Below are 20,783 nucleotides of genomic sequence, written 5' to 3'. Positions count from 1 at the left end.
GAACAAATGGACCACAAGCAGCATGGGTAAATCCAAGTTCAAGAGCAATCACTTTTAATTCATCAAACTCTGCAGGTGGAACGTAACGCTCAACGGGTAGGTGATGGCGACTTGGTGCTAAATACTGACCCAGTGTTAACATCGTTACACCGTGAGCACGTAAGTCTTTTAGTACTTCTACTATTTCTTCTTTTGTTTCGCCTAGACCCATCATCACACCAGATTTGGTTGGTACTGTTGGGTGTTGTTCTTTGAATTTCTTCAATAGGTCAAGTGACCACTGGTAATTTGCGCCAGGGCGAACCTTACGGTATAGGCGTGGAGCGGTCTCTAAATTGTGGTTGAATACATCTGGTGGGTTGCTATGCATCGCATCTAATGCGCGATCCATACGACCACGAAAATCAGGAACTAGCGTTTCAATACGGATCTCAGGGTTTAATTCACGAATTTCACGATTACAATCCGCAAAATGTTGTGCTCCGCCATCACGTAAATCATCACGGTCGACTGATGTGATTACCACATATTTCAGTTTCATATCTTTAATCGTTTTTGCCAGTTTCTTCGGCTCTTCAGCTTCAGGAGTGATTGGGCGTCCATGAGCAACATCACAGAAAGGGCAGCGACGGGTACAAATTGCACCTAAGATCATGAAGGTTGCCGTACCATGGTTAAAGCATTCTGCTAAGTTAGGGCAAGATGCTTCTTCACATACAGAGTGAAGATTATTTTTACGCATTGCTGATTTAATTTCATCAATACGCTTACTGCTTGATGGAGGTTTGATCTTCATCCACTCAGGCTTACGTAATACTTCTTTTTTCTCTGTTGGCATGTTTTTAACTGGAATTAATGCCATTTTATCGGCATCGCGGTATTTAACGCCTTTTTCCATTTGAATTGGCTTACTCATGATGGCTGCTTTCCGTTATGTACTCAATATCAGTGTAATCAAGTAATGTTGTTAATTCTTTAATAAGTAAAGGGTGAACATCTTCAACGTGTTCTGCTTTGTTCTCTACCGTATCATTTTCTTTAATTAAATCGTGCAGTTGTATCATTTCCATTCCAGCATAACCACAAGGGTTAATTCTTAGGAAAGGAGATAAATCCATGTTTACGTTTAGTGCCAGTCCGTGGAATGAACATCCTTTGCGGATACGCAAACCAAGAGAACATATCTTTTTATTATCAACATACACACCCGGAGCATCAGGTCTTGCTGCTGATTCAATAGTAAACTGACTTAATGTGTTGATTACGGTGTTTTCAATGTGTGTGACTAATTCACGGACACCTATTTTCTTTCTGCGTAAGTTAATCAAAACATAAGCGACGAGTTGACCTGGTCCATGGTAGGTTACTTGCCCGCCACGATCACTTTTTACGACAGGGATATCTCCAGCAGCCAGAACATGTTCTTCTTTACCTGCTTGTCCTTGAGTGAATACTGGATTGTGCTCAACTAACCATACTTCATCACACGAGTTTTCATCGCGTTCGTCAGTAAAGGTATGCATCGCTTTCCATACCGGCTCATAATCTTGTCGGCCAAGGTTTTTAACTACTAGACGCTTGTTCAATAGGATCACACTTGATTTGAAAATTTGGCTAATGATAGCAAGGATAGAAAGGAAGGAATAGATAAGAAATGTAGGGGTATATCAAAATTTAAAAATGGCAGGTAATATTTTCTACTAAATAGTACGCTTATTACCTACCAAATATATTAAAGAACCATACGAACCATTTCGATGTCAGCAAGTTCTTTATACAGTATTTCTACTTGTTCAATCGATGTCGCCGTAATACTTACAGATACAGAGTTGTAGTTACCTTTGCCGCTTGCTTTTACGTGTGGCGTGTAATCACCTGGAGCATGACGTTGAATAACTTCAAGTACAAGGACAGGAAGGTCTTCATGAGCAAGGCCAACGGCTTTATAGGTAAATTTACATGGGAATTCAAGAAGATCTTTTAGCTTTGGTTGCTCTTGCATAACCGTCTCCAATCGAGAGTGGATAAATATTAGAAAGCAATTTTACTGTGACCTAAGTCAGATAACAAGAGTTATAAGTCATCGAGTTTACATCACTAAAAATCAGGTATAAAAAAGGCGACCTAAGCCGCCTTAATCAATTAGTTAGTCAGCGTTTAGCTTAACCAACCTTTAAATGTCAAAACAATGTAATCAATAAGACGACTGAAAATACCACCCTCGTCAACATTATTTAAAGCAAGTAGAGGATACTCAGCAATATCTTCACCATCAATTTGATAGAAAAGTTTACCAACGACATCACCTTTAGATATTGGTGCTTTCAATGTTTTTTCTAGAACAAAGCTTGCTGTCATTTTCTTTGCTTGACCGCGAGGTAAGGTAACATAAGTGTCTTCAGCAACGCCAAGCGCGACTTCATCCGTGCTACCCATCCATACTTTCTCTGTTACGAAAGTTTCATTTGCTTTGTGTGGAGAAACTGTTTCGAAGAAACGGAAACCATAATTCAGTAATTTTTTGCTTTCTGCTTTACGAGCATTACCTGATTTAGTTCCCATTACTACAGCAACTAAACGCATTTTACCTTCGGTTGCTGAGCTTACTAGATTGTAACCTGCACCGTCAGTATGACCTGTTTTGATGCCATCTACATTCATGCTTTTATCCCACAATAGGCCATTACGGTTATATTGTGTGATACCGTTATAAGTGTATGATTTTTCAGAGTATACGCGATATTCTTCGGGTACATCACGGATCAATGCTTGGCCAATTAATGCCATGTCATAAGGTGTTGAATATAGGTCGTCACGATCTAAACCATGAACGTTTGCAAAGTGTGTGTTTTGAAGATTTAATGTTTTAGACCATGCATTCATTAGGTCAACAAAAGCGTCTTCTGAACCAGCAACATGTTCAGCCATTGCCACACAAGCATCATTACCAGATTGAACGATAATGCCTTGGTTTAAATCGCGAACTTTAACAACGCTACCGACTTCAATAAACATTTTAGAAGAACCTGGGAAGTTTTTCGCCCATGCGTTCTTACTGATGACAACATCGTCATCCATTGAAATATTACCACTCGCAATCTCTTGACCGATAACATAGCTTGTCATCATTTTGGTTAAGCTTGCAGGATTCATACGAACATTCATGTCTTTTTCAGCCAGAACTTTGCCTGAGTGATAATCCATTAGTACGTAGCCTTTTGCAGCTATTTGTGGTGCATTTGGAATAACTGCAGGAGCAGCTACAGCAACGGTGGAGCCTAAAATAAAGCTCGATAAGATGATTCGTTTTAACTGTTTAGCTGAATTTTTCATAATAATAACTTTGCACTTTGAGGTAGTGAAACTGCGTACATAATAGCAGATTTGAATATCATAACCAGATGTGTAATTAAATAACTGATTTTCTATGAGAAAGAAAGGTAATAAAAATTCATCGGCTTCATTTTTAATATGGATATATCTTATTGTATTCTAAAGACAATACGGCTAATAATTAGTTCATATAAAATTGCATTTATTACGGCTTCAGGCGATTTAGTTACAATCTTTACCTAATATTGACATTTCTGTTGATAATATGAACCAATTAGGTGTTTATTTCTTTGCTTCTTGGATGATAAACGCTGAGGTGTATTGTCCATTTTTTGCATCGAGCAATGTTTTATCGGCAATATCTCTGTCAATAAACGGACCCAGACGAACGCGATAAATCGATTTTGATTTCACAATATGTGTTGGTGAATTAAATTGTGTTTGTAGCTTTTTTGCTATTGAATTAGCACTTTGTTCACTTTTTACTGCCACCATTTGAATATAATATTGATTAGGATCGATCGCGTGCCATTCCTGAGCATTCGTTGGTTTATCGATAGAAATATATTCAATTTTTACGTTAGCTGTTCCCGTTTTTATCACATCTAATTTTGTGGCAGCAGCAAAGCTTAAATCTATTATGCGTCCTTCATGGAAAGGACCACGATCATTTACTCGAACAATGGCTGTTTTTCCATTGTCTTTATTGATGACTTTTACATAGCTTGGTATCGGAAGTGTTTTGTGTGCAGCACTCATTGAATACATATCATAAATCTCACCATTAGAGGTTTTATGACCATGAAATTTATTGCCGTACCAAGAGCTTTTCCCTTCTTGCTTAAATCCTTTAGGATCTCGAACAATAGGATAGTCTTTACCTAATAACGTGTAGTCTTTGTTGCCGTATAAGCTTTTAGGTTCATAACGAGGATGGGCATCTTCTATATGTTCCACCGAAATTGGGGTATTTGGGGCAATATCATTATCTATTTGATAACGCCCTGCATTAGGCTCATCTGTATTTTTTACTGGTGGTTCAGAAGCACAACCAACCAAAATAAGAGAAATAACCAGTAGAAGAATACGCATGAGTTAGTTTGCCTTTGAGTGTATTTTTTTATGTGTGTGTATTGACATTAAAATGCCAAATCCTGCCATCAACGTTACCATTGATGTACCGCCATAACTAACGAGGGGAAGAGGAACGCCAACGACGGGCAAAATACCACTAACCATGCCTATGTTTACAAAAATATAAACAAAAAAGCTTAAAACGACACTGCCACCCATCATTCGCCCAAAAGCGGTTTGAGCTTGGCTTGCTAAGAATAATCCTCGACCAATAATGAATAAATAGATCGTGAGCAATACCATGACTCCAATGAGTCCCCATTCTTCTGCGATAACGGCAAAAATGAAATCAGTATGGCGCTCAGGAATAAATTCGAGTTGAGACTGGGTACCATGCAACCACCCTTTGCCGAATAACCCTCCTGAACCGATAGCAATTTTAGATTGGATAATGTGATAGCCAGCGCCTAAAGGGTCAGATTCTGGGTTAAATAATGTCTCAACCCTTACTTTTTGGTAAGGCCGCATCAAAAAGAACCATAGGATAGGAATGAACCCCCCAACCGCAATGGCGGCGGCAGTAATTATTTTCCAACTAATGCCCGCTAGAAAGATAACAAAAACACCTGAAGCTGCGATTAAGATAGAAGTACCTAAATCGGGCTGTTTGGCGATCATAATGGTAGGAACAAATACCATCAATAATGCAATAAACAAGGTGCGAACCGTTGGAGGAAGAGGTTTATTACCTATATATCTGGCAATCATTAAGGGAACGGCGAGCTTAATTAATTCCGAAGGTTGAAAACGAACAAATCCTAAGTTTAACCAACGTTGAGCGCCTTTAGAGGATTCACCAAAGAATAAAACCCCTAATAATAAGATTACACCAATAGCAAAAAGATAAGGTGCCGCGACCTCATAAGTTCTTGGTGGTATTTGGGCAAGTAAAGCCATAACACCTAAGGAGAGTAACATTCGCATTGCTTGCTTATCCATCATCAATAAGCTTTGCCCACTGGCACTGTACATAATGACAAGAGCACAAGCCATTAATAGTAAGATGCCAAGCAGTAAGGGCAAATCTATATGAATTCGATGGAAAAAGTCACGATTTTTTCCTGATGCGATATCAACTCTCATTATTTATTGCTCACCTCTCCTGTTGCTGGTAATAACATATGGTCAAATACACTTCGTGCAATTGGGCCGCCTTGGCTAGAACCGCCGCCGCCATTTTCAAGAACGAGCGAGATGATGACTTTTGGATCTTTTGCTGGAGCAAAGCCCGTAAACAAAGCATGGTCACGTAAACGTTCCGCAATCTCATCAGCGTTATATTCTTGGCCATTTAAACCAAAGACTTGAGATGAGCCTGATTTACCTGCACTAACATAAGGAGTACCAGCAAAAACACGTCTGGCTGTACCTTTGGCACCATTATTCACTAAGATCATGCCATCAATGGCGAGCTGCCAATAACTGTCTCTAATCCCTTCTATTGGAGGGTACGGTTCTGGTTCAAACGGGGTTTCAACGCTACCATCAATTATTGTTTTTAATAAGTGAGGTGCTTGAACTTTACCGCGATTCACGAGCACAGAAGTCGCCTTAGCTATTTGCATCGGTGTTGCAGTCCAATAACCTTGTCCAATACCTACTGGAATCGTATCACCTTGATACCAAGGTGTACGGAAACGAGCGACTTTCCAATCTCGAGTTGGCATATTTGCTTTGCTTTCTTCATGGATATCGATGCCGGTATAATCACCAAAACCAAATTTCATCATCCATGCTGATAAGCGGTCAATTCCCATATCAAAAGAGATTTGGTAGAAGAAAGTATCAACAGACTCTTCTATTGCTTGTTTTAAATTTACGGTTCCATGACCCCAACGTTTCCAATCTCGGAATGGTCTGGTTTTTGAGTTAGGAATACGCCAGTAGCCCGGATCATTGCGGGTGGTGAGCGGAGTAACTATCTTCTCTTCTAATGCAGAGACGGCAATAAAAGGTTTTACCGTAGACGCTGGTGGATAGATACCCAGCGTCGCTCGGTTAACTAATGGGCGATCTGGATTATTCAATAATGCGTTATAGTTTTTACTGGAAATGCCATGTACAAATAAATTTGGATCATAGCTAGGGCTTGATACCATCGCTAATACGGCACTTGTGTTTGGTTCTAATACAATTGCAGCACCACGACGGCCGTCTAATTGTTTAGCCACAAATTGTTGAATTTCAATATCAAGATTTAAAACAATGTCTTTGCCTGGGATTGGTGGTACGTATTTTAATGTACGTACTACGCGACCGCGACTGTTAACTTCGACTTCTTGATAACCCGCCGTACCATGAAGAGTATCTTCGTAGTAGCGTTCAATACCTAGCTTACCGATATCTCGGGTAGCTTGATAATTGGCATCTTTTTCTTCTCTAGCTAATCGAGCTAAATCTTTATCATTAATTTTTGCAACATAGCCCAGTACATGCGTAAACGTTTTTCCATAAGGATAGAAGCGTTTTAGATAAGCCTTTATTTCTACACCAGAAAATTTGTGTTGGTTTACTGAGAAAATGGCCACTTGTTCTTGGGTTAATTGAGACAGAATTGGTATGGATTTAAAACGACGAGTACGACGACGCTCTTTTGTGAAGTCATCAATATTATCTTGCGAAATAGGCAGGATAGTTTGTAATTCAGTAAATAGCGCAGACAGATCTTTCACTTTATCTGGTGTGATTTCTAAATTAAAAACAGGACGGTTTTCCGCGAGTGGCATACGATTACGATCATAAATAAGGCCCCGATTTGGGGCGATAGGTACGATTTTTATGCGGTTATCGTTTGAACGTGTTTTATAATCTTGAAACTCATTGATCTGGATATTGTATAAATTAGTCAATAAGAGGCTAATGAGAACCAATATCCCGATAAAAGAGACTATTGCTCTAGAAACAAATAATCTCGATTCTGCATGATAGTCACGTATCTGTGTGCGTCTGCGCTTAAACAACTCTTATTCTCTGTGGTAAGGGTGGTTGGCCGTAATACTCCATGCTCGGTACAGGCTTTCAGCCATAACTACACGAACAAGAGGATGAGGAAGCGTTAATGGTGACAAAGACCAACTTTGCTCTGCTGCGGCTTTACAAGCGGGAGATAAACCTTCAGGACCACCAATAAGAATTGATACATCGCGAGCATCTAATTTCCAGACTTCTAATTGTTCTGCCAGTTGTTCTGTATTCCAAGGTTTACCTGGGATGTCTAACGTGACAATGCGGTTTCCTTTAGGAACGGCAGCAAGCATTGCCTCTCCTTCTTTTTGAAGAATTCGTGCTATATCTGCATTTTTACCGCGTTTACCTGCGGTGATCTCTATCAGTTCAAGAGGCATGTCTTTTGGGAAGCGACGGCTATATTCTTTATAACCTTCTTCTACCCATTTAGGCATTTTAGTGCCAACAGCAATTAATTGAAGTTTCATGGATTAGCTCCACAGTTTTTCAAGTTGGTATAGCTCACGGTGCTCAGCTTGTAAAATATGGATCATTACATCACCCATATCGACAACAACCCATTCACCTTCGGCTTCTCCATCAACGCCATAAGGGATCAGTCCAGCCTCTCTTGCTTTGTCCGATACATTTGAAGCAATTGAGCTGACGTGGCGTTTCGATGTACCTGTACATACAATCATAAAGTCTGTAATGCTTGATTTATCACGTACATCAACTGTTGTAATATTTTCAGCTTTCATGTCATCAACATGATTGAATAGAAAGTCGTGCAGTTCTTTATCTTGCAAAGTATCACCTAGGATCGATTATTTATAAGGAAGTATATCAGTGAACGTCTATGAATGAGATGGTGGAGGTGTCACTGAAATGTAAATATTACAGATATCTAAGCTTAACTGGCTAAGTTGTGGCCAACAGTTGGTATTAAAATCGGTTTTAACGGCAACTTCAAGCTGAGCTAATGATTTTATTAATGCTTGAATTTGTGTCATTGATAAGCGTTGCAATGCTGCTTGATACAATGAACGACGGTTTTGCCATACTTTATAACGATCAAAAACAGTAAACATTGCTTCACCTTGGCTGATTGCTTGTTGAAATGAGAGCAATAAGAACACTTCTTTTTGGATCGTACGTAAGAGAATTACCACTTCAACACTTTCACCTTCTAATTGACGAAGGATTCGTTGTGCACGCTTTGCTTGACCAAATAATAAAGCATCCATTAACTGGAAAGGTGTGAAGTGATTATTACGGTTTAATGCTTCTTCTATTCTAATAAGAGTTAGCAACCCATCTGGGTATAATAAAGACAGTTTGTCTAAACTTTGAGCAAGTGCAAGTAGGTTACCTTCATGCCATTGCGCTAGCATTTGTACGGCTTCTGCGTCAGGTTTTAATTTTAATAATTTACAACGTTGCTGAATAAAACGAGGTAATTGTTGGTTATCAGGGGTGTTACAAGGAATAAATAACCCTTGTTGTGTTAATGCTTTAAACCATTGGGTATTTTCTTGGCTTTTATTGACTCTTGGGCCTTGAAATATCAACAAAATATCGTCGTGTAACATAGGGACGAGTTCTTTTATTTTACTGGTGTGAGCCGCAGTTAAACCTGTATCTGGAACGGTTAATTCGATAATTTGTCTTGATGAAAATAGACTTAATGCTTGAGTGCAATCGAAGACCAGGTTCCAGTCCAACTGCTTGTCTAACGTAAATTGATGCTTTTCTTCAAAACCCTGTTGAAAACTGTGCTTACGGATTTGATCGAGGCATTCTTGTTTTAGAAGTGGTTCATTACCAAATAATAAGTAATTTTGACGTAAACCACGTTCTAAGTTTTGTACTAGCTGTTCAGGGAATACTCGCATGATTATTTTTTATTATCTGTAGAGGTAGCCATATTTTGAGTCATCTCTTTTGTTGTTACTTTAGTTTCTGTTTTGTCTTTGTTGCTAATAACGTCGGTATCATCTAATAATTCGCCATCTGCTTTTAAACGCGCCATTTGACGTAGAATTTGTTCTGCGGCTTGAGTTCGCATTTCATCTTCAATCATGTCTCGTTCAACTGATTTGGCTAATGCAGTTAATGGGTTATCAAGATAGTTACGATTTACGGTGGTGGTATAGGTTTTTAAATCATGGCCAGGAATAAGAACACTGTATTGAACCGTATAAGTCAGCTCTTTTTCTGCCGCACGGCTATTTTGATAAAGCGAAAGCGTACGCTCACTTGTTGTTTCGCTGATCAGGTTGAGCGTAGGCGTTACCGTTGTCGGTGCAACTTGTTTAACCCCATTCATTCTCAGTTGTTTTTGAACATCACGGGTTAAATTACTGTATTGGTCAAAACTCGTTAATGATACTTCATGAACTTCTTCTGGAAGTAAATAGCTACCACGTAACTGGAAACCGCAAGCTGAGGTCATAATAGAAAGAGCAATAATGATGACTGCGCGGATTGAAAATAGAGATAAAAGTCGTTTCACCGAGAACTCCCTCAAATGGTGATAAAAATGCTTATTTAAACGTGTTTAATAATTTGGCTCATAGTAAGCAATGATAATTAAAGCGCTTAAATAAGCATAAGCAGATAGACTGCTTATGCTTTATAGAAATGAAATGGATAAAATAGTTCCATTTCATTTTTTATTATAGTTTAACTTTATGATCAGTTAGCTACGATGTTTAAAAGTTTACCTGGAACATAGATAACTTTACGTATAGTTAGGCCATCTAGGAATTTAAGTGCATTTTCATCGTTAAGACCAAGCTCTTTCACTTGTTCTTCTGTTGCATCAGCAGCAACAATTAATTTTGCACGTAATTTTCCGTTAATCATAACAACGATTGTTTTTTCATCTTCAATCAGTGCTTTCTCATCGAATGTTGGCCATGCTGCCGTATCAATGTTTGATTCACCTAATGCTTCCCACATCGCAAAACTTGCGTGTGGAGTCATTGGGTAAAGCATAACAACAACGGCTTTCAATGCTTCATCAAGAAGAGCGCGATCTTGTGCTGATCCTTGAGGTGCTTTGTTTAGCTTGTTCATTAATTCCATGATTGCAGCAATAGCAGTGTTGAATGTTTGACGACGGCCAATATCATCACTTACTTTAGCAATTGTTTTATGAACATCACGGCGTAATGCTTTTTGGTCACCAGAAAGAGCAGTAATATCTAATGCTTCAGTTGCGCCTTTTATTGTGTGCTCGTGTACTAATTTCCACACACGTTTTAGGAAGCGACTTGCACCTTCAACGCCAGATTCTTGCCATTCTAGTGTCATATCTGCAGGTGCTGCAAACATCATGAATAGACGAACTGTATCGGCGCCAAATTTATCAACCATCTCTTGTGGGTCAATACCGTTGTTTTTAGACTTAGACATTTTGATCATGCCTGAGTGTTGAACTTCACGGCCTTGATCATCAATGGCTTTTTCGATTCTACCTTTAGCATCACGTTCAATGGTAACGTCTGTTGGTGCGATCCACTCTTTTGTGCCTTTTTCATTGGTGTGGTGGAATGCATCAGAAAGCACCATACCTTGACATAAAAGTTGCTTGAATGGTTCGTTTGACGTGACATAACCAGCATCACGTAAAAGCTTGTGGAAGAAACGTGAGTACAATAGGTGCATACAAGCGTGTTCAATACCACCAACGTATTGGTCTACTGGTAACCAGTAGTTTGCTTTTTCTGGGTCTAGAATATCGTCAGCTTGTGGAGAACAGTAACGTGCGTAGTACCAAGATGATTCCATGAAGGTATCAAAGGTATCTGTTTCACGCAGTGCTGGTTCGCCGTTGAATGTTGTTTTTGCCCATTCTTTATCAGCTTTGATTGGGCTAGTTACGCCATCCATTACCACATCTTCAGGAAGAATTACGGGCAGTTGATCCGCAGGTACTGGGTGAACTTCACCGTCTTCAGTGGTTACCATTGGGATTGGGGCACCCCAGTAACGTTGGCGAGAAACACCCCAGTCACGTAGACGGAAGTTTACCGTTTTCTTGCCTTTACCTTCTGCTTCTAGTTTCGCAGCAATCGCATCGAATGCGTCTTGGAAAGCAAGACCGTCGAATTCACCAGAATCAAAAAGAACGCCTTTTTCTGTGTAAGCAACGTCAGATACATCAACATCAGAGCCATCTTCTGGCTTGATTACAGGGATGATATCTAGACCGTATTTAGTTGCAAATTCGTAGTCACGTTGATCGTGAGCAGGAACCGCCATTACAGCCCCAGTGCCGTAATCCATTAATACGAAGTTTGCGACATAAATTGGCACTTCACGACCATTAAGGGGGTGGATAGCACGTAAGCCTGTATCCATACCTTTCTTTTCCATCGTTGCTAGTTCTGCTTCTGCAACTTTGGTATTACGGCATTCTTCAGTGAAAGCAAACAATTCTGGATTTTTTGCAGCGGCTTGTTCTGCAAGAGGGTGACCTGCAGCGATACCAACGTATGTAACACCCATTAGCGTATCAGGACGGGTGGTATACACTTCTAAAGGTGCTTCTTCGCCGTTAACAGCAAAAGATAATTCTACGCCTTCTGAGCGGCCGATCCAGTTACGTTGCATGGTTTTTACCATGTCAGGCCAACCATCAAGGGTATCTAGATCATCAAGAAGTTCTTGCGCGTACTCGGTGATTTTAATGAACCACTGTGGGATTTTCTTTTGTTCAACAGGGGTATCACAACGCCAACAACAACCGTCTTCAACTTGTTCGTTTGCTAGAACTGTTTGGTCATTTGGGCACCAGTTTACAGAAGAGGTTTTCTTGTAAACTAAGCCTTTGTTGTACAATTTTGTGAAGAACTCTTGTTCCCAACGGTAGTACTCTGGCGTACACGTTGCGAATTCACGACTCCAATCATAACCAAAGCCTAATAGTTTAAGCTGGTTTTTCATGTATTCGATGTTTTCGTAAGTCCAAGGCGCTGGTGCTGTTTTATTTTTAACAGCCGCATTCTCAGCCGGAAGACCAAACGCATCCCAACCGATAGGTTGCATTACGTTTTTGCCTTGCAGGCGCTGATAGCGAGAAACCACATCACCAATGGTGTAGTTACGAACGTGACCCATGTGTAGACGACCACTTGGGTATGGGAACATTGAGAGGCAATAGAATTTTTCTTTGTTTGCGTCTTCAGTGACAACAAATGTTTTGCTGTCGTCCCAATGTTTTTGGATCTTTTGTTCAAGATCCTGTGGATTATATTGTTCTTGCATCGATTTACCCAGTTATGTCAGTGGATCACAAAATTTGTGAGATCGGTTTGATCAGATAATACTTGATCGGCATAGAATAACGAATGGAGCGCTTATACTCAAGCGACCTGATGTCGTTTAACTAACTCTAAGCTATATTAATAATAGTGATTTCGTGGAGGTGACTTATGTCTAAGCAAAAAAAGGGTTATAACACCATCTTTGAGCATGTGATGAATGTAATGGAACGAAGCCCAGAAGAATTTCAGCGATGGGCTAAATCATCAGAAGAAGTGGTTGATGCCGCCTCTGATATGACCAAAGATGAAATGTCATTGATTTCAAATTACGTTAAGCGTGATATGAAAGAGTTTGCTCAAAACTATGAAGAGAGTAAAACAACGTTTCCTGATTCACCGTTCTACCGTCTTATTGCGGATTCTATTTGGCACGGGTTATTAGAAATTACCGATAAAACACAACTTGAATGGCGTGAAGTGTTTGATGATTTAGAACATCAAGGAGTCTATCAAGCAGGGGAGGTTGTTGGATTAGGTGTGTTGGTGTGTGAAAAATGTGGCCATAGAGAGCAGTATAATCATGCTCAAATTATTCAATCTTGTACTCATTGTGATAATAACGAATTCACTCGTTTGTCGTTAAAACCGTAGTGTGAAAATGAGGTTAGTAGATTGAATGACCTGTATTCGTATGTTTACGCATACAGGCCAAGCATTCTTTTTATTTTTGTTTACGCCAAGCGATGAGTAAAGACAGCATCACAAGTAAGTACAAAGGCCATGTTCCCCAATAGCGATATGGGGTTGTACCTGTCGTTGGAATGACCTCACCACGCAATACCGCAGTTGTGAACTGAGGAATTTGCTTAATAATGTTTCCTCGGTAATCCGTGATCGCGGTTACGCCATTATTGGTTGAACGAATAACGGGTTTTCCTGTTTCTAAAGCTCTCATCTGAGCCATTTCCATGTGCTGTAATGGACCAATAGAAGTGCCAAACCAAGCGTCATTAGAAAGCGTTAAAATGTAATCAGTTTGTTCGGTAATATTTTCTCTAACTTGTTCACCATAAACAATTTCATAGCATAATGCGGGCGCTAAATGAGATCCACTTGCTTGAATGTTTGGCTGTATATAACTACCACGGCTAAAAGAAGACATTGGTAAGTTAAAAATAGGGGCTAACGGGCGAAGTAATGCTTCAAAAGGCACAAATTCACCAAAAGGAAGTAAATGATGCTTGCTGTACCTTGGCTGCTCAAGGTAATCGTAACCATTTGTTCCATTCTTACCTAACGAGATTATATTATTATAAAAATTACCTGTCGGGCTTTGACCTACAATACCGGTAATTATAGTGCTGTTGTTCATTGTGGCAGCGCTATCAAGGTTACGAAGAAAACTTGGGATCTCACTTTCTAACGCTGGAATTGCAGCCTCTGGCCATACGATTAAATCAGCATCCCAATTTTTACGACTTAAATCCATGTATTTCATGATGGTTGGCCAACGTTCGCTTGGTAGCCATTTTAATGCTTGATTAACATTTCCCTGAATTAACGCAACTTTAGTGGCTTTCTCAGGTTGTGGTGTTACCCAATCGAATGGTTTTATTGCAAAAGACGCCGCCGCTAAAATTGCAGGAACAAGTAATAAAGTCCATTTTTTTTCTAGTAAGGCGTAAGTGATTGCACCGACAGAAATGATAATGATGGCGGTAATGCCCTCGACACCAAAAATTGGAGCCCAGGCAGAGAAAGGGCTATCTATTTGACTGTATCCAAGCCATAGCCATGGAAAGCCGGTAAAGACCCAGCCACGCAACCAATCGGTCACTAACCAAAGAGCAGGGAAAGCGAGTAAATATTTATGTAAGGAATGCAAAGAGAAAAAGCGAGTGGCTAAAAAAGCAAATAACATCGGATAAAGAGCAAGATAGCTAATAAGTCCGGTCATTAGAAAAAGACTTGCAGCGATAGGCATGCCACCAAAATTATCGATGCTGATATGTATCCAATTTATGCCACTGCCAAAATAACCTATCCCCCAGAAAAAACCAATCCATGTCGATCGTTTGGTTGTTTGATTATTTAACAACAGAAATAAAACGAGTGGTGCAATAAAAGCAAAAGGCCATAAAGAATAAGGCGCAAAAGCGAGTGTTGCACTGGCACCAAATAATACAGCGATAAGAAGGCGAGAAAGATAATGGTTTAAAAAGGGCATGAAGGATCTCAAACAAATAATGAAATAACAGCTATTTAGTCTCTGGAAGCCAGATAAAGTTCAGCCGCTTATTAATAAGCGGCTGAGAATGTTACTCTTCTTCGTGTTTTTTGTCTGATTCTTTTTCGGGAATCGTCACTTGAAGTTGGATGATGCGACGGTTATCGGCAGCGGTGACTTTAAACGTAAAGCCAGATATTTCGATAGTTTCACCACTTTCAGGCAAGTGCCCAAAGGTCGTTAATACTAAGCCGCCAACGGTATCAATCTCTTCGTCACTAAAATTTGTTAAGAAAGCGTCGTTAAAGTCATCGATTTCAGTTAATGCTTTCACAGCAAATGTGTGTTTGCTTAACTGACGGATGTCTTTCTCTTCTTCATCATCAAATTCATCTTCAATATCCCCAACAATTTCTTCAAGGATATCTTCGATAGTAACTAAACCAGAAACCCCACCAAACTCATCGACAACGATGGCCATGTGGTAACGTTCTTCTCTAAACTCTTTTAAAAGTTTATCAACACGTTTGCTTTCTGGTACTACAACAGCAGGTCGAATAACTTGTTCAATCTCAAAGGCTTCACAATCTGAACCTAAGTATCTTAATAAGTCCTTCGCAAGGAGTATTCCTTCAACATGGTCTTTGTCTTCACTGATCACAGGGTAGCGTGAGTGTGACGCTTCTATGATTGTTGCTATCAGTGATTCGAGGTTTTGCGTTTTCTCTACAGTGACCATCTGGGAGCGCGGTAACATAATGTCTCGAACTCTCATTTCAGAAATTTCCATGACGCCTTCGAGCATGTCTCGGGTGTCGTGGTCAATAACTTCATTTTCCTCAGAGTCTCTAAATACATCCACCAACTCTTGGCGATCTTTAGGTTCCCCTTGGAACAGTTGTGAAAGGCGTCCTAAGAAGGACTTTCTACTCGGACCTTCTGTATTCTGTGAATTTTCGTCGTTCATGGCTTCTTTAAAAGTAGTTGCTATCAATGTGGATAGCTCACATAGGTAACTGTTGGATTATTCCAACAATTATTTCTCAGCGAGATACGGGTCTTCAAATCCCATTTCTTGCATTAATTCTGTTTCGAGTGATTCCATCTCTTCAGCTTCCTCATCTTCGATATGGTCATAACCTAGCAGATGGAGACTGCCATGTACAACCATATGCGCCCAATGTGCTAATAAAGGCTTGTTTTGTTCAACAGCTTCTTTTTCAACAACTTGACGGCAGATGATTAAATCACCAAGTAAATCAATTTCTATTTCTGGTGGTGCTTCAAAAGGAAATGACAATACATTTGTTGGTTTGTCCATACCACGATATTGATGGTTTAGTTCGTGACTTTCTTTTTCATCTACAATTCGAATCGTTAATTCTGCTTGTGGCTGAAACTGAGGCAACACTGCATTCAACCAAGACATAAAATCTTTTTCTGAAGGCAAGTCTTTTTCATTTTCACATGCAATTTGTAGATCGAGTTCAATGCTCATGGTTCACCTGAAATTATTGTACTAGTTGTTTTCAGAATCGAGTAAACGTGCATCACGTTCTTCTTTTCGACGCTGTTCTTCTAGTTTACGCTCTTTTTGATCATTTGTTTCCCATTTTTCATAGGCATTTACGATACGAGCAACAACAGGGTGGCGAACTACATCATCTGCGATAAAGAAATTAAAACTAATTTCATCAACTTCTGATAATACTTCGACGGCATGACGTAAACCAGATTTCGCACCGCGAGGTAAATCTATCTGAGTAACATCCCCAGTAATAACGGCTCGAGAGTTAAAGCCAATACGCGTTAAGAACATTTTCATTTGTTCTACTGTGGTATTTTGGCTTTCATCTAAAATAATAAAGGCATCATTTAGGGTTCGACCACGCATGTAAGCCAGTGGTGCTACTTCAATCACATTACGTTCTATAAGCTTTTCCACTCGCTCAAACCCAAGCATTTCAAACAGAGCATCATAGAGAGGACGTAAGTAAGGATCGACCTTTTGACTTAGATCGCCAGGTAAAAACCCGAGTTTTTCACCGGCCTCTACCGCTGGGCGAGTCAGTAAAATACGGCGAACTTCTTGACGCTCAAGCGCATCGACAGCCGCAGCAACCGCTAAATAGGTTTTACCAGTGCCGGCAGGACCAATGCCAAACGTAATATCATGAGTCACGATATTAGTTACATACTGTGCTTGGTTTTCTGTTCGTGGTTTAATTAGCCCTTTCTTTGTCTTTATGAATATCTCTTTACCATAAGGTAGCGTTGTTACCGCTTCAGAGGTTTGTTCTAATACGCCAGATTCTTTTACAGCCAAATGGATTTGCTCAGGTTCAATATCGGGATATTGATTTTTAACTGGCGCAGTATTAACGTAAAGATCCCTTAAAATATCAACAGCAGCGGAAACCGTATGAGGTTGACCGACAATGGTAAAGAGATTTCCTCGATAATTTACTTCAACACCAAGCCGACGCTCAAGGTGTTTTATATTGTCGTCAAATGGACCACAAAGATTAGATAAACGCTTATTATTAGCTGGCTCTAAGGTCAACTCTAATTTGGTTGTTTTAATGCTCAATGCTGCCTCGCATAATATTGGCTATGGGTTTATCTATTATTTATTGGGGAAAAAGGGGGTTTTCTCAAGGTTAAATAAGAAAAAAGATGATCAAGTAACCTTAATCATCTTTTTTAGTGTTTGATTTTACTGAGGTGATCACATTATGGCGTAAAAGTGCCTACACCAAGATCATCTTCACGGCGAGTTTTCTCTATCATCTCAGAAGGTGATACAGCAACACGTAGTCCCATGTCTTTTTCGGTACGAACTAAGGTACCGCGTAAAGAGTTAGTAAATGATTCTGTAATATGAAGGTCAACAAATTGTCCAATGAGTTCTGGACTGCCTGTGAAATTCACTACGCGGTTATTTTCAGTACGAGCTCGTAGTTCCATCGGATTTCTTTTTGATGGGCCTTCAACAAGTGCACGTAGCTCTGTATTTAACATCTGACGAGAGAAGCGTGCAGATTGAAAACTGATCTGTTGTTGAAGCTCAGCAAGGCGATCTTTTTTCGTTTGCTCTGGAATATCACACGGATAATCAGCGGCTGGTGTACCAGGACGAGGAGAAAAGACAAAGCTGTAGCTCATATCAAAATCTACGTCTTTAATTAGCTTCATTGTGTCTTGGAAGTCTTTTTCTGACTCGCCAGGGAAGGCAACGATGAAATCCGAGCTGATTAAAATATCAGGACGAGCTTTACGCAGCTTACGGATGATTGATTTGTACTCAATAGCAGTATGAGGACGTTTCATCATCGTTAGGATTCGGTCTGAACCACTTTGAACGGGTAGATGCAAGAAGCTTACTAATTCAGGTGTATCTTCGTAAACAGCAACAATATCATCACCAAATTCTAGTGGGTGACTCGTTGTGAAACGTAAACGGTCAATACCATCAATAGAAGCAACCATGCGTAGTAAATCAGCAAATGAACAGATATCACCATCGTACATTGGACCACGATACGCATTAACGTTCTGGCCTAATAGATTAACTTCACGTACACCTTGTTCAGCAAGTTGAGCAATTTCAAATAGCACATCGTCTAACGGACGGCTAACTTCTTCACCGCGAGTATAAGGAACAACGCAGTAAGTACAGTATTTTGAACAACCTTCCATGATAGAAACGAATGCAGATACGCCATCCGCTTTCGGTTCTGGAAGGTTATCGAATTTTTCGATCTCTGGGAATGAAATATCCATAACGGTTTTTTCATTAGAAAGCGATTGTTTGATCATTTGTGGCAAACGGTGAAGCGTTTGAGGACCAAAAATCACATCAACGTAAGGTGCACGTTGACGAATATGATCACCTTCTTGAGTCGCAACACAACCACCCACACCAATAACTAAGTCTGGTTTTTTATCTTTTAAATGTTTCCAACGTCCCAATTGGTGAAACACTTTCTCTTGTGCTTTCTCACGAATTGAACAGGTATTTAATAACAGAACATCCGCTTCTTTTGGATCTTCAGTTAATTCATAACCATTTGCGGCACCTAAAAGATCGGCCATTTTAGATGAATCGTATTCGTTCATCTGGCAGCCCCAGGTTTTAATTAGCAGTTTCTTAGTCATGTAACTTTTTCACTCGTATTTTATTACTAGAATTCGGTACAGTTTTGAGAGACAGGCTCAATCAAAACGGATAGGGCGCGTATTGTACTGCTTTCCACGCTTAATGACTAGATGTAGACACCCTTGAATATTTTAAGGGTATTATTTGAATGATTTAGATTAAGAGTGAATCACGGTAGAATAAGAGAAATTATTGACTCATATAAGGTCTATGGATGATGAAAAAATATGATTATACGATCGTTGGTGGTGGAATGGTGGGAGCCGCTACTGCCATTGGTTTATCGAAATTAGGATATCAAGTTGCTGTCATTGAGCATAAAGCGCCAGCCTCTTTTGATGATAGCCAACCAATGGATATTCGTGTTTCTGCTATTTCTCAATCTTCCGTTGACCTGCTTGAAGCTTTGGGTGCTTGGCAATACATCAAAGAAATGCGTGTATGCCCTTATAAGCGCTTAGAAACATGGGAGCAGCCTGAATGTCGAACTCGTTTTCATTCTGATGCCTTAGATATGGAACAACTGGGCTTTATCGTTGAAAACCGCCTTATTCAATTAGGGTTATGGCAAATGTTTTCTACTTATGAAAACCTAACCGTTATTACTCCTGCAAAAATTGCTGAGCTTGAATTTCTGACTGACCACAATGAACTGACATTGGAAAATGGCGATAAAATTAAAACAAAATGGGTTATCGGTGCTGATGGTGCTAATTCTTATGTTCGTCAGAAAGCAAAAATAGGGATCACTGCTTGGGATTATCGTCAGCATTGCATGTTGGTCAATATAGAGACCGCTGAAGCTCAACAAGATATTACCTGGCAGTGGTTTACGCCTTCTGGTCCTCGATCATTTCTTCCTCTACATGGAAACAAAGGCTCTTTAGTTTGGTATGACTCACCTTCGCGTATTAAACAGCTTTCTTCTATGAGTTCTATTCAGTTAGAAAAAGAAATTAAAGCGTATTTTCCACAGGAGTTGGGAGAATTTACCGTTGAACAATCAGGTTCATTTCCTTTAACGCGTCGACACGCTCAAAAATACGTCGATCATCGTTGTGTTTTATTAGGGGATGCGGCTCATACAATTAATCCTTTAGCAGGACAGGGCGTAAATTTGGGTTTTAAAGACGTAAAAGTGTTGTTGGAAGAAATTGAAGCTAAAGGATCTGAGACTGATAAAGCCTTATTGTCTTATCAATCCAAACGGAAAATAGATAACTTAGCCATGCAAAGCAGTATGGATTTGTTTTACACCTTATTTAGCAACGCTTTACCACCGATTAAATTTTTACGTAATGTCGGTTTAAAACTTGCTGATTCATCTGGTGCATTGAAAACACAAGCATTGAAATATGCGTTGGGTTTATAGAAATAATTCTAGGGACTAGAGCTTAGGGACGAGTAAAAGCGAATCTACAGAAAGTAAGGTGATCATTTGGTCACCTTTTTTATTGCGTTAAAACCATTGAATTGGTTCATTAATACGATTTAGCTTTAGAAGCAGAAGCAAGGAAAAGAGCGATCTTTAAGAAGAATGTACAGACGAAAAAAAAGCCCATCAAATTAATGATGAGCTTTCTTAAAGTGGTTGGGATACCTGGATTTGAACCAGGGAATGCCGGCATCAAAAGCCGGTGCCTTACCGCTTGGCGATATCCCAACAGAGAAGATTACGTTAGTGATTAAACTAAGATAATACATCTTTAAA

General features: G+C 39.7%; 19 protein-coding genes and 1 tRNA gene. 2 read left to right on the top strand and 18 right to left on the bottom strand.

Annotated elements, in window-relative coordinates:
* The 12 genes from lipA to leuS form a co-directional block, all read right to left on the bottom strand.
* The coding region (lipA, locus tag AACV33_RS10645; protein ID WP_182700199.1) for a lipoyl synthase at positions 1 to 916 on the bottom strand (916 nt) is incomplete at its 3' end.
* Positions 909 to 1,586, bottom strand: coding sequence for a lipoyl(octanoyl) transferase LipB (gene lipB, locus AACV33_RS10640; protein ID WP_035470463.1), 678 nt, complete (start codon positions 1,584 to 1,586; stop codon positions 909 to 911). The genes lipB and lipA, both read right to left, overlap by 8 nt.
* Positions 1,587 to 1,732: 146 nt before the next feature.
* The gene (gene ybeD / locus AACV33_RS10635) at positions 1,733 to 2,002 is read right to left on the bottom strand and encodes a DUF493 family protein YbeD (protein WP_012549745.1); all 270 of its coding nucleotides are present in this window, start codon (positions 2,000 to 2,002) and stop codon (positions 1,733 to 1,735) included.
* Between the two features lie 155 nt (positions 2,003 to 2,157).
* Complete coding sequence (locus tag AACV33_RS10630; RefSeq protein WP_012549746.1) at positions 2,158 to 3,333, bottom strand: serine hydrolase; 1,176 nt, start codon at positions 3,331 to 3,333, stop codon at positions 2,158 to 2,160.
* A 282-nt stretch (positions 3,334 to 3,615) separates the two neighbouring features.
* On the bottom strand, positions 3,616 to 4,425 hold the full coding sequence (locus AACV33_RS10625; protein WP_065611369.1) for a septal ring lytic transglycosylase RlpA family protein: 810 nt from the start codon (positions 4,423 to 4,425) through the stop codon (positions 3,616 to 3,618).
* A 3-nt stretch (positions 4,426 to 4,428) separates the two neighbouring features.
* A complete protein-coding gene (rodA, locus tag AACV33_RS10620) occupies positions 4,429 to 5,550 on the bottom strand; it encodes a rod shape-determining protein RodA (protein WP_012549748.1) in 1,122 nt (373 codons plus the stop codon).
* Entirely contained in the window at positions 5,550 to 7,427 is a 1,878-nt protein-coding gene (mrdA, locus tag AACV33_RS10615) for a penicillin-binding protein 2 (RefSeq protein WP_182700198.1), read from the bottom strand. The genes rodA and mrdA overlap by 1 nt, the downstream gene beginning before the upstream one ends.
* 3 nt (positions 7,428 to 7,430) lie before the next feature.
* On the bottom strand, positions 7,431 to 7,901 hold the full coding sequence (rlmH, locus tag AACV33_RS10610; RefSeq protein WP_023603633.1) for a 23S rRNA (pseudouridine(1915)-N(3))-methyltransferase RlmH: 471 nt from the start codon (positions 7,899 to 7,901) through the stop codon (positions 7,431 to 7,433).
* Positions 7,902 to 7,904: 3 nt separating this feature from the next.
* A complete protein-coding gene (gene rsfS, locus AACV33_RS10605; protein ID WP_012549751.1) occupies positions 7,905 to 8,222 on the bottom strand; it encodes a ribosome silencing factor in 318 nt (105 codons plus the stop codon).
* Positions 8,223 to 8,270: 48 nt separating this feature from the next.
* Positions 8,271 to 9,308 (bottom strand): DNA polymerase III subunit delta, encoded by a 1,038-nt coding sequence (holA, locus tag AACV33_RS10600; RefSeq protein WP_182700197.1) that lies wholly within the window; start codon positions 9,306 to 9,308, stop codon positions 8,271 to 8,273.
* 2 nt (positions 9,309 to 9,310) lie between these two features.
* The gene (locus tag AACV33_RS10595; protein ID WP_182700201.1) at positions 9,311 to 9,868 is read right to left on the bottom strand and encodes an LPS-assembly lipoprotein LptE; all 558 of its coding nucleotides are present in this window, start codon (positions 9,866 to 9,868) and stop codon (positions 9,311 to 9,313) included.
* 242 nt (positions 9,869 to 10,110) lie between these two features.
* Complete coding sequence (gene leuS / locus AACV33_RS10590; RefSeq protein ID WP_182700196.1) at positions 10,111 to 12,687, bottom strand: leucine--tRNA ligase; 2,577 nt, start codon at positions 12,685 to 12,687, stop codon at positions 10,111 to 10,113.
* Positions 12,688 to 12,854: 167 nt separating this feature from the next.
* Between leuS and AACV33_RS10585 the strand changes: the two genes are divergently transcribed.
* The gene (locus AACV33_RS10585; protein WP_012549755.1) at positions 12,855 to 13,337 is read left to right on the top strand and encodes a zinc ribbon-containing protein; all 483 of its coding nucleotides are present in this window, start codon (positions 12,855 to 12,857) and stop codon (positions 13,335 to 13,337) included.
* Positions 13,338 to 13,407: 70 nt separating this feature from the next.
* Here AACV33_RS10585 and lnt read toward each other — a convergent pair whose 3' ends face one another.
* The 5 genes from lnt to miaB form a co-directional block, all read right to left on the bottom strand.
* Entirely contained in the window at positions 13,408 to 14,913 is a 1,506-nt protein-coding gene (gene lnt, locus AACV33_RS10580; protein ID WP_182700195.1) for an apolipoprotein N-acyltransferase, read from the bottom strand.
* A 91-nt stretch (positions 14,914 to 15,004) separates the two neighbouring features.
* Positions 15,005 to 15,880, bottom strand: coding sequence for a CNNM family magnesium/cobalt transport protein CorC (gene corC, locus AACV33_RS10575; RefSeq protein ID WP_012549757.1), 876 nt, complete (start codon positions 15,878 to 15,880; stop codon positions 15,005 to 15,007).
* A gap of 69 nt (positions 15,881 to 15,949) precedes the next feature.
* Positions 15,950 to 16,411, bottom strand: a complete 462-nt coding sequence (gene ybeY, locus AACV33_RS10570; protein ID WP_017023110.1) for an rRNA maturation RNase YbeY — start codon at positions 16,409 to 16,411, stop codon at positions 15,950 to 15,952.
* 21 nt (positions 16,412 to 16,432) lie between these two features.
* Entirely contained in the window at positions 16,433 to 17,503 is a 1,071-nt protein-coding gene (locus AACV33_RS10565; RefSeq protein WP_182700194.1) for a PhoH family protein, read from the bottom strand.
* 143 nt (positions 17,504 to 17,646) lie between these two features.
* Positions 17,647 to 19,071 (bottom strand): tRNA (N6-isopentenyl adenosine(37)-C2)-methylthiotransferase MiaB, encoded by a 1,425-nt coding sequence (gene miaB, locus AACV33_RS10560; protein ID WP_012549760.1) that lies wholly within the window; start codon positions 19,069 to 19,071, stop codon positions 17,647 to 17,649.
* Positions 19,072 to 19,286: 215 nt separating this feature from the next.
* On the opposite strand from miaB, the gene AACV33_RS10555 reads away from it, so the two are divergent.
* Positions 19,287 to 20,444, top strand: coding sequence for a 2-octaprenyl-3-methyl-6-methoxy-1,4-benzoquinol hydroxylase (locus tag AACV33_RS10555; protein ID WP_182700193.1), 1,158 nt, complete (start codon positions 19,287 to 19,289; stop codon positions 20,442 to 20,444).
* Positions 20,445 to 20,660: 216 nt separating this feature from the next.
* On the opposite strand, the gene AACV33_RS10550 is transcribed toward AACV33_RS10555, so the two are convergent.
* Positions 20,661 to 20,735, bottom strand: a tRNA-Gln gene (locus AACV33_RS10550).
* Positions 20,736 to 20,783 lie beyond the last annotated feature (48 nt).

Source organism: Aliivibrio sp. SR45-2, assembly GCF_963890165.1.
Taxonomy (GTDB): Bacteria; Pseudomonadota; Gammaproteobacteria; order Enterobacterales; family Vibrionaceae; genus Aliivibrio; species Aliivibrio salmonicida.
This window is presented reverse-complemented; position numbering and strand designations above follow the sequence as displayed.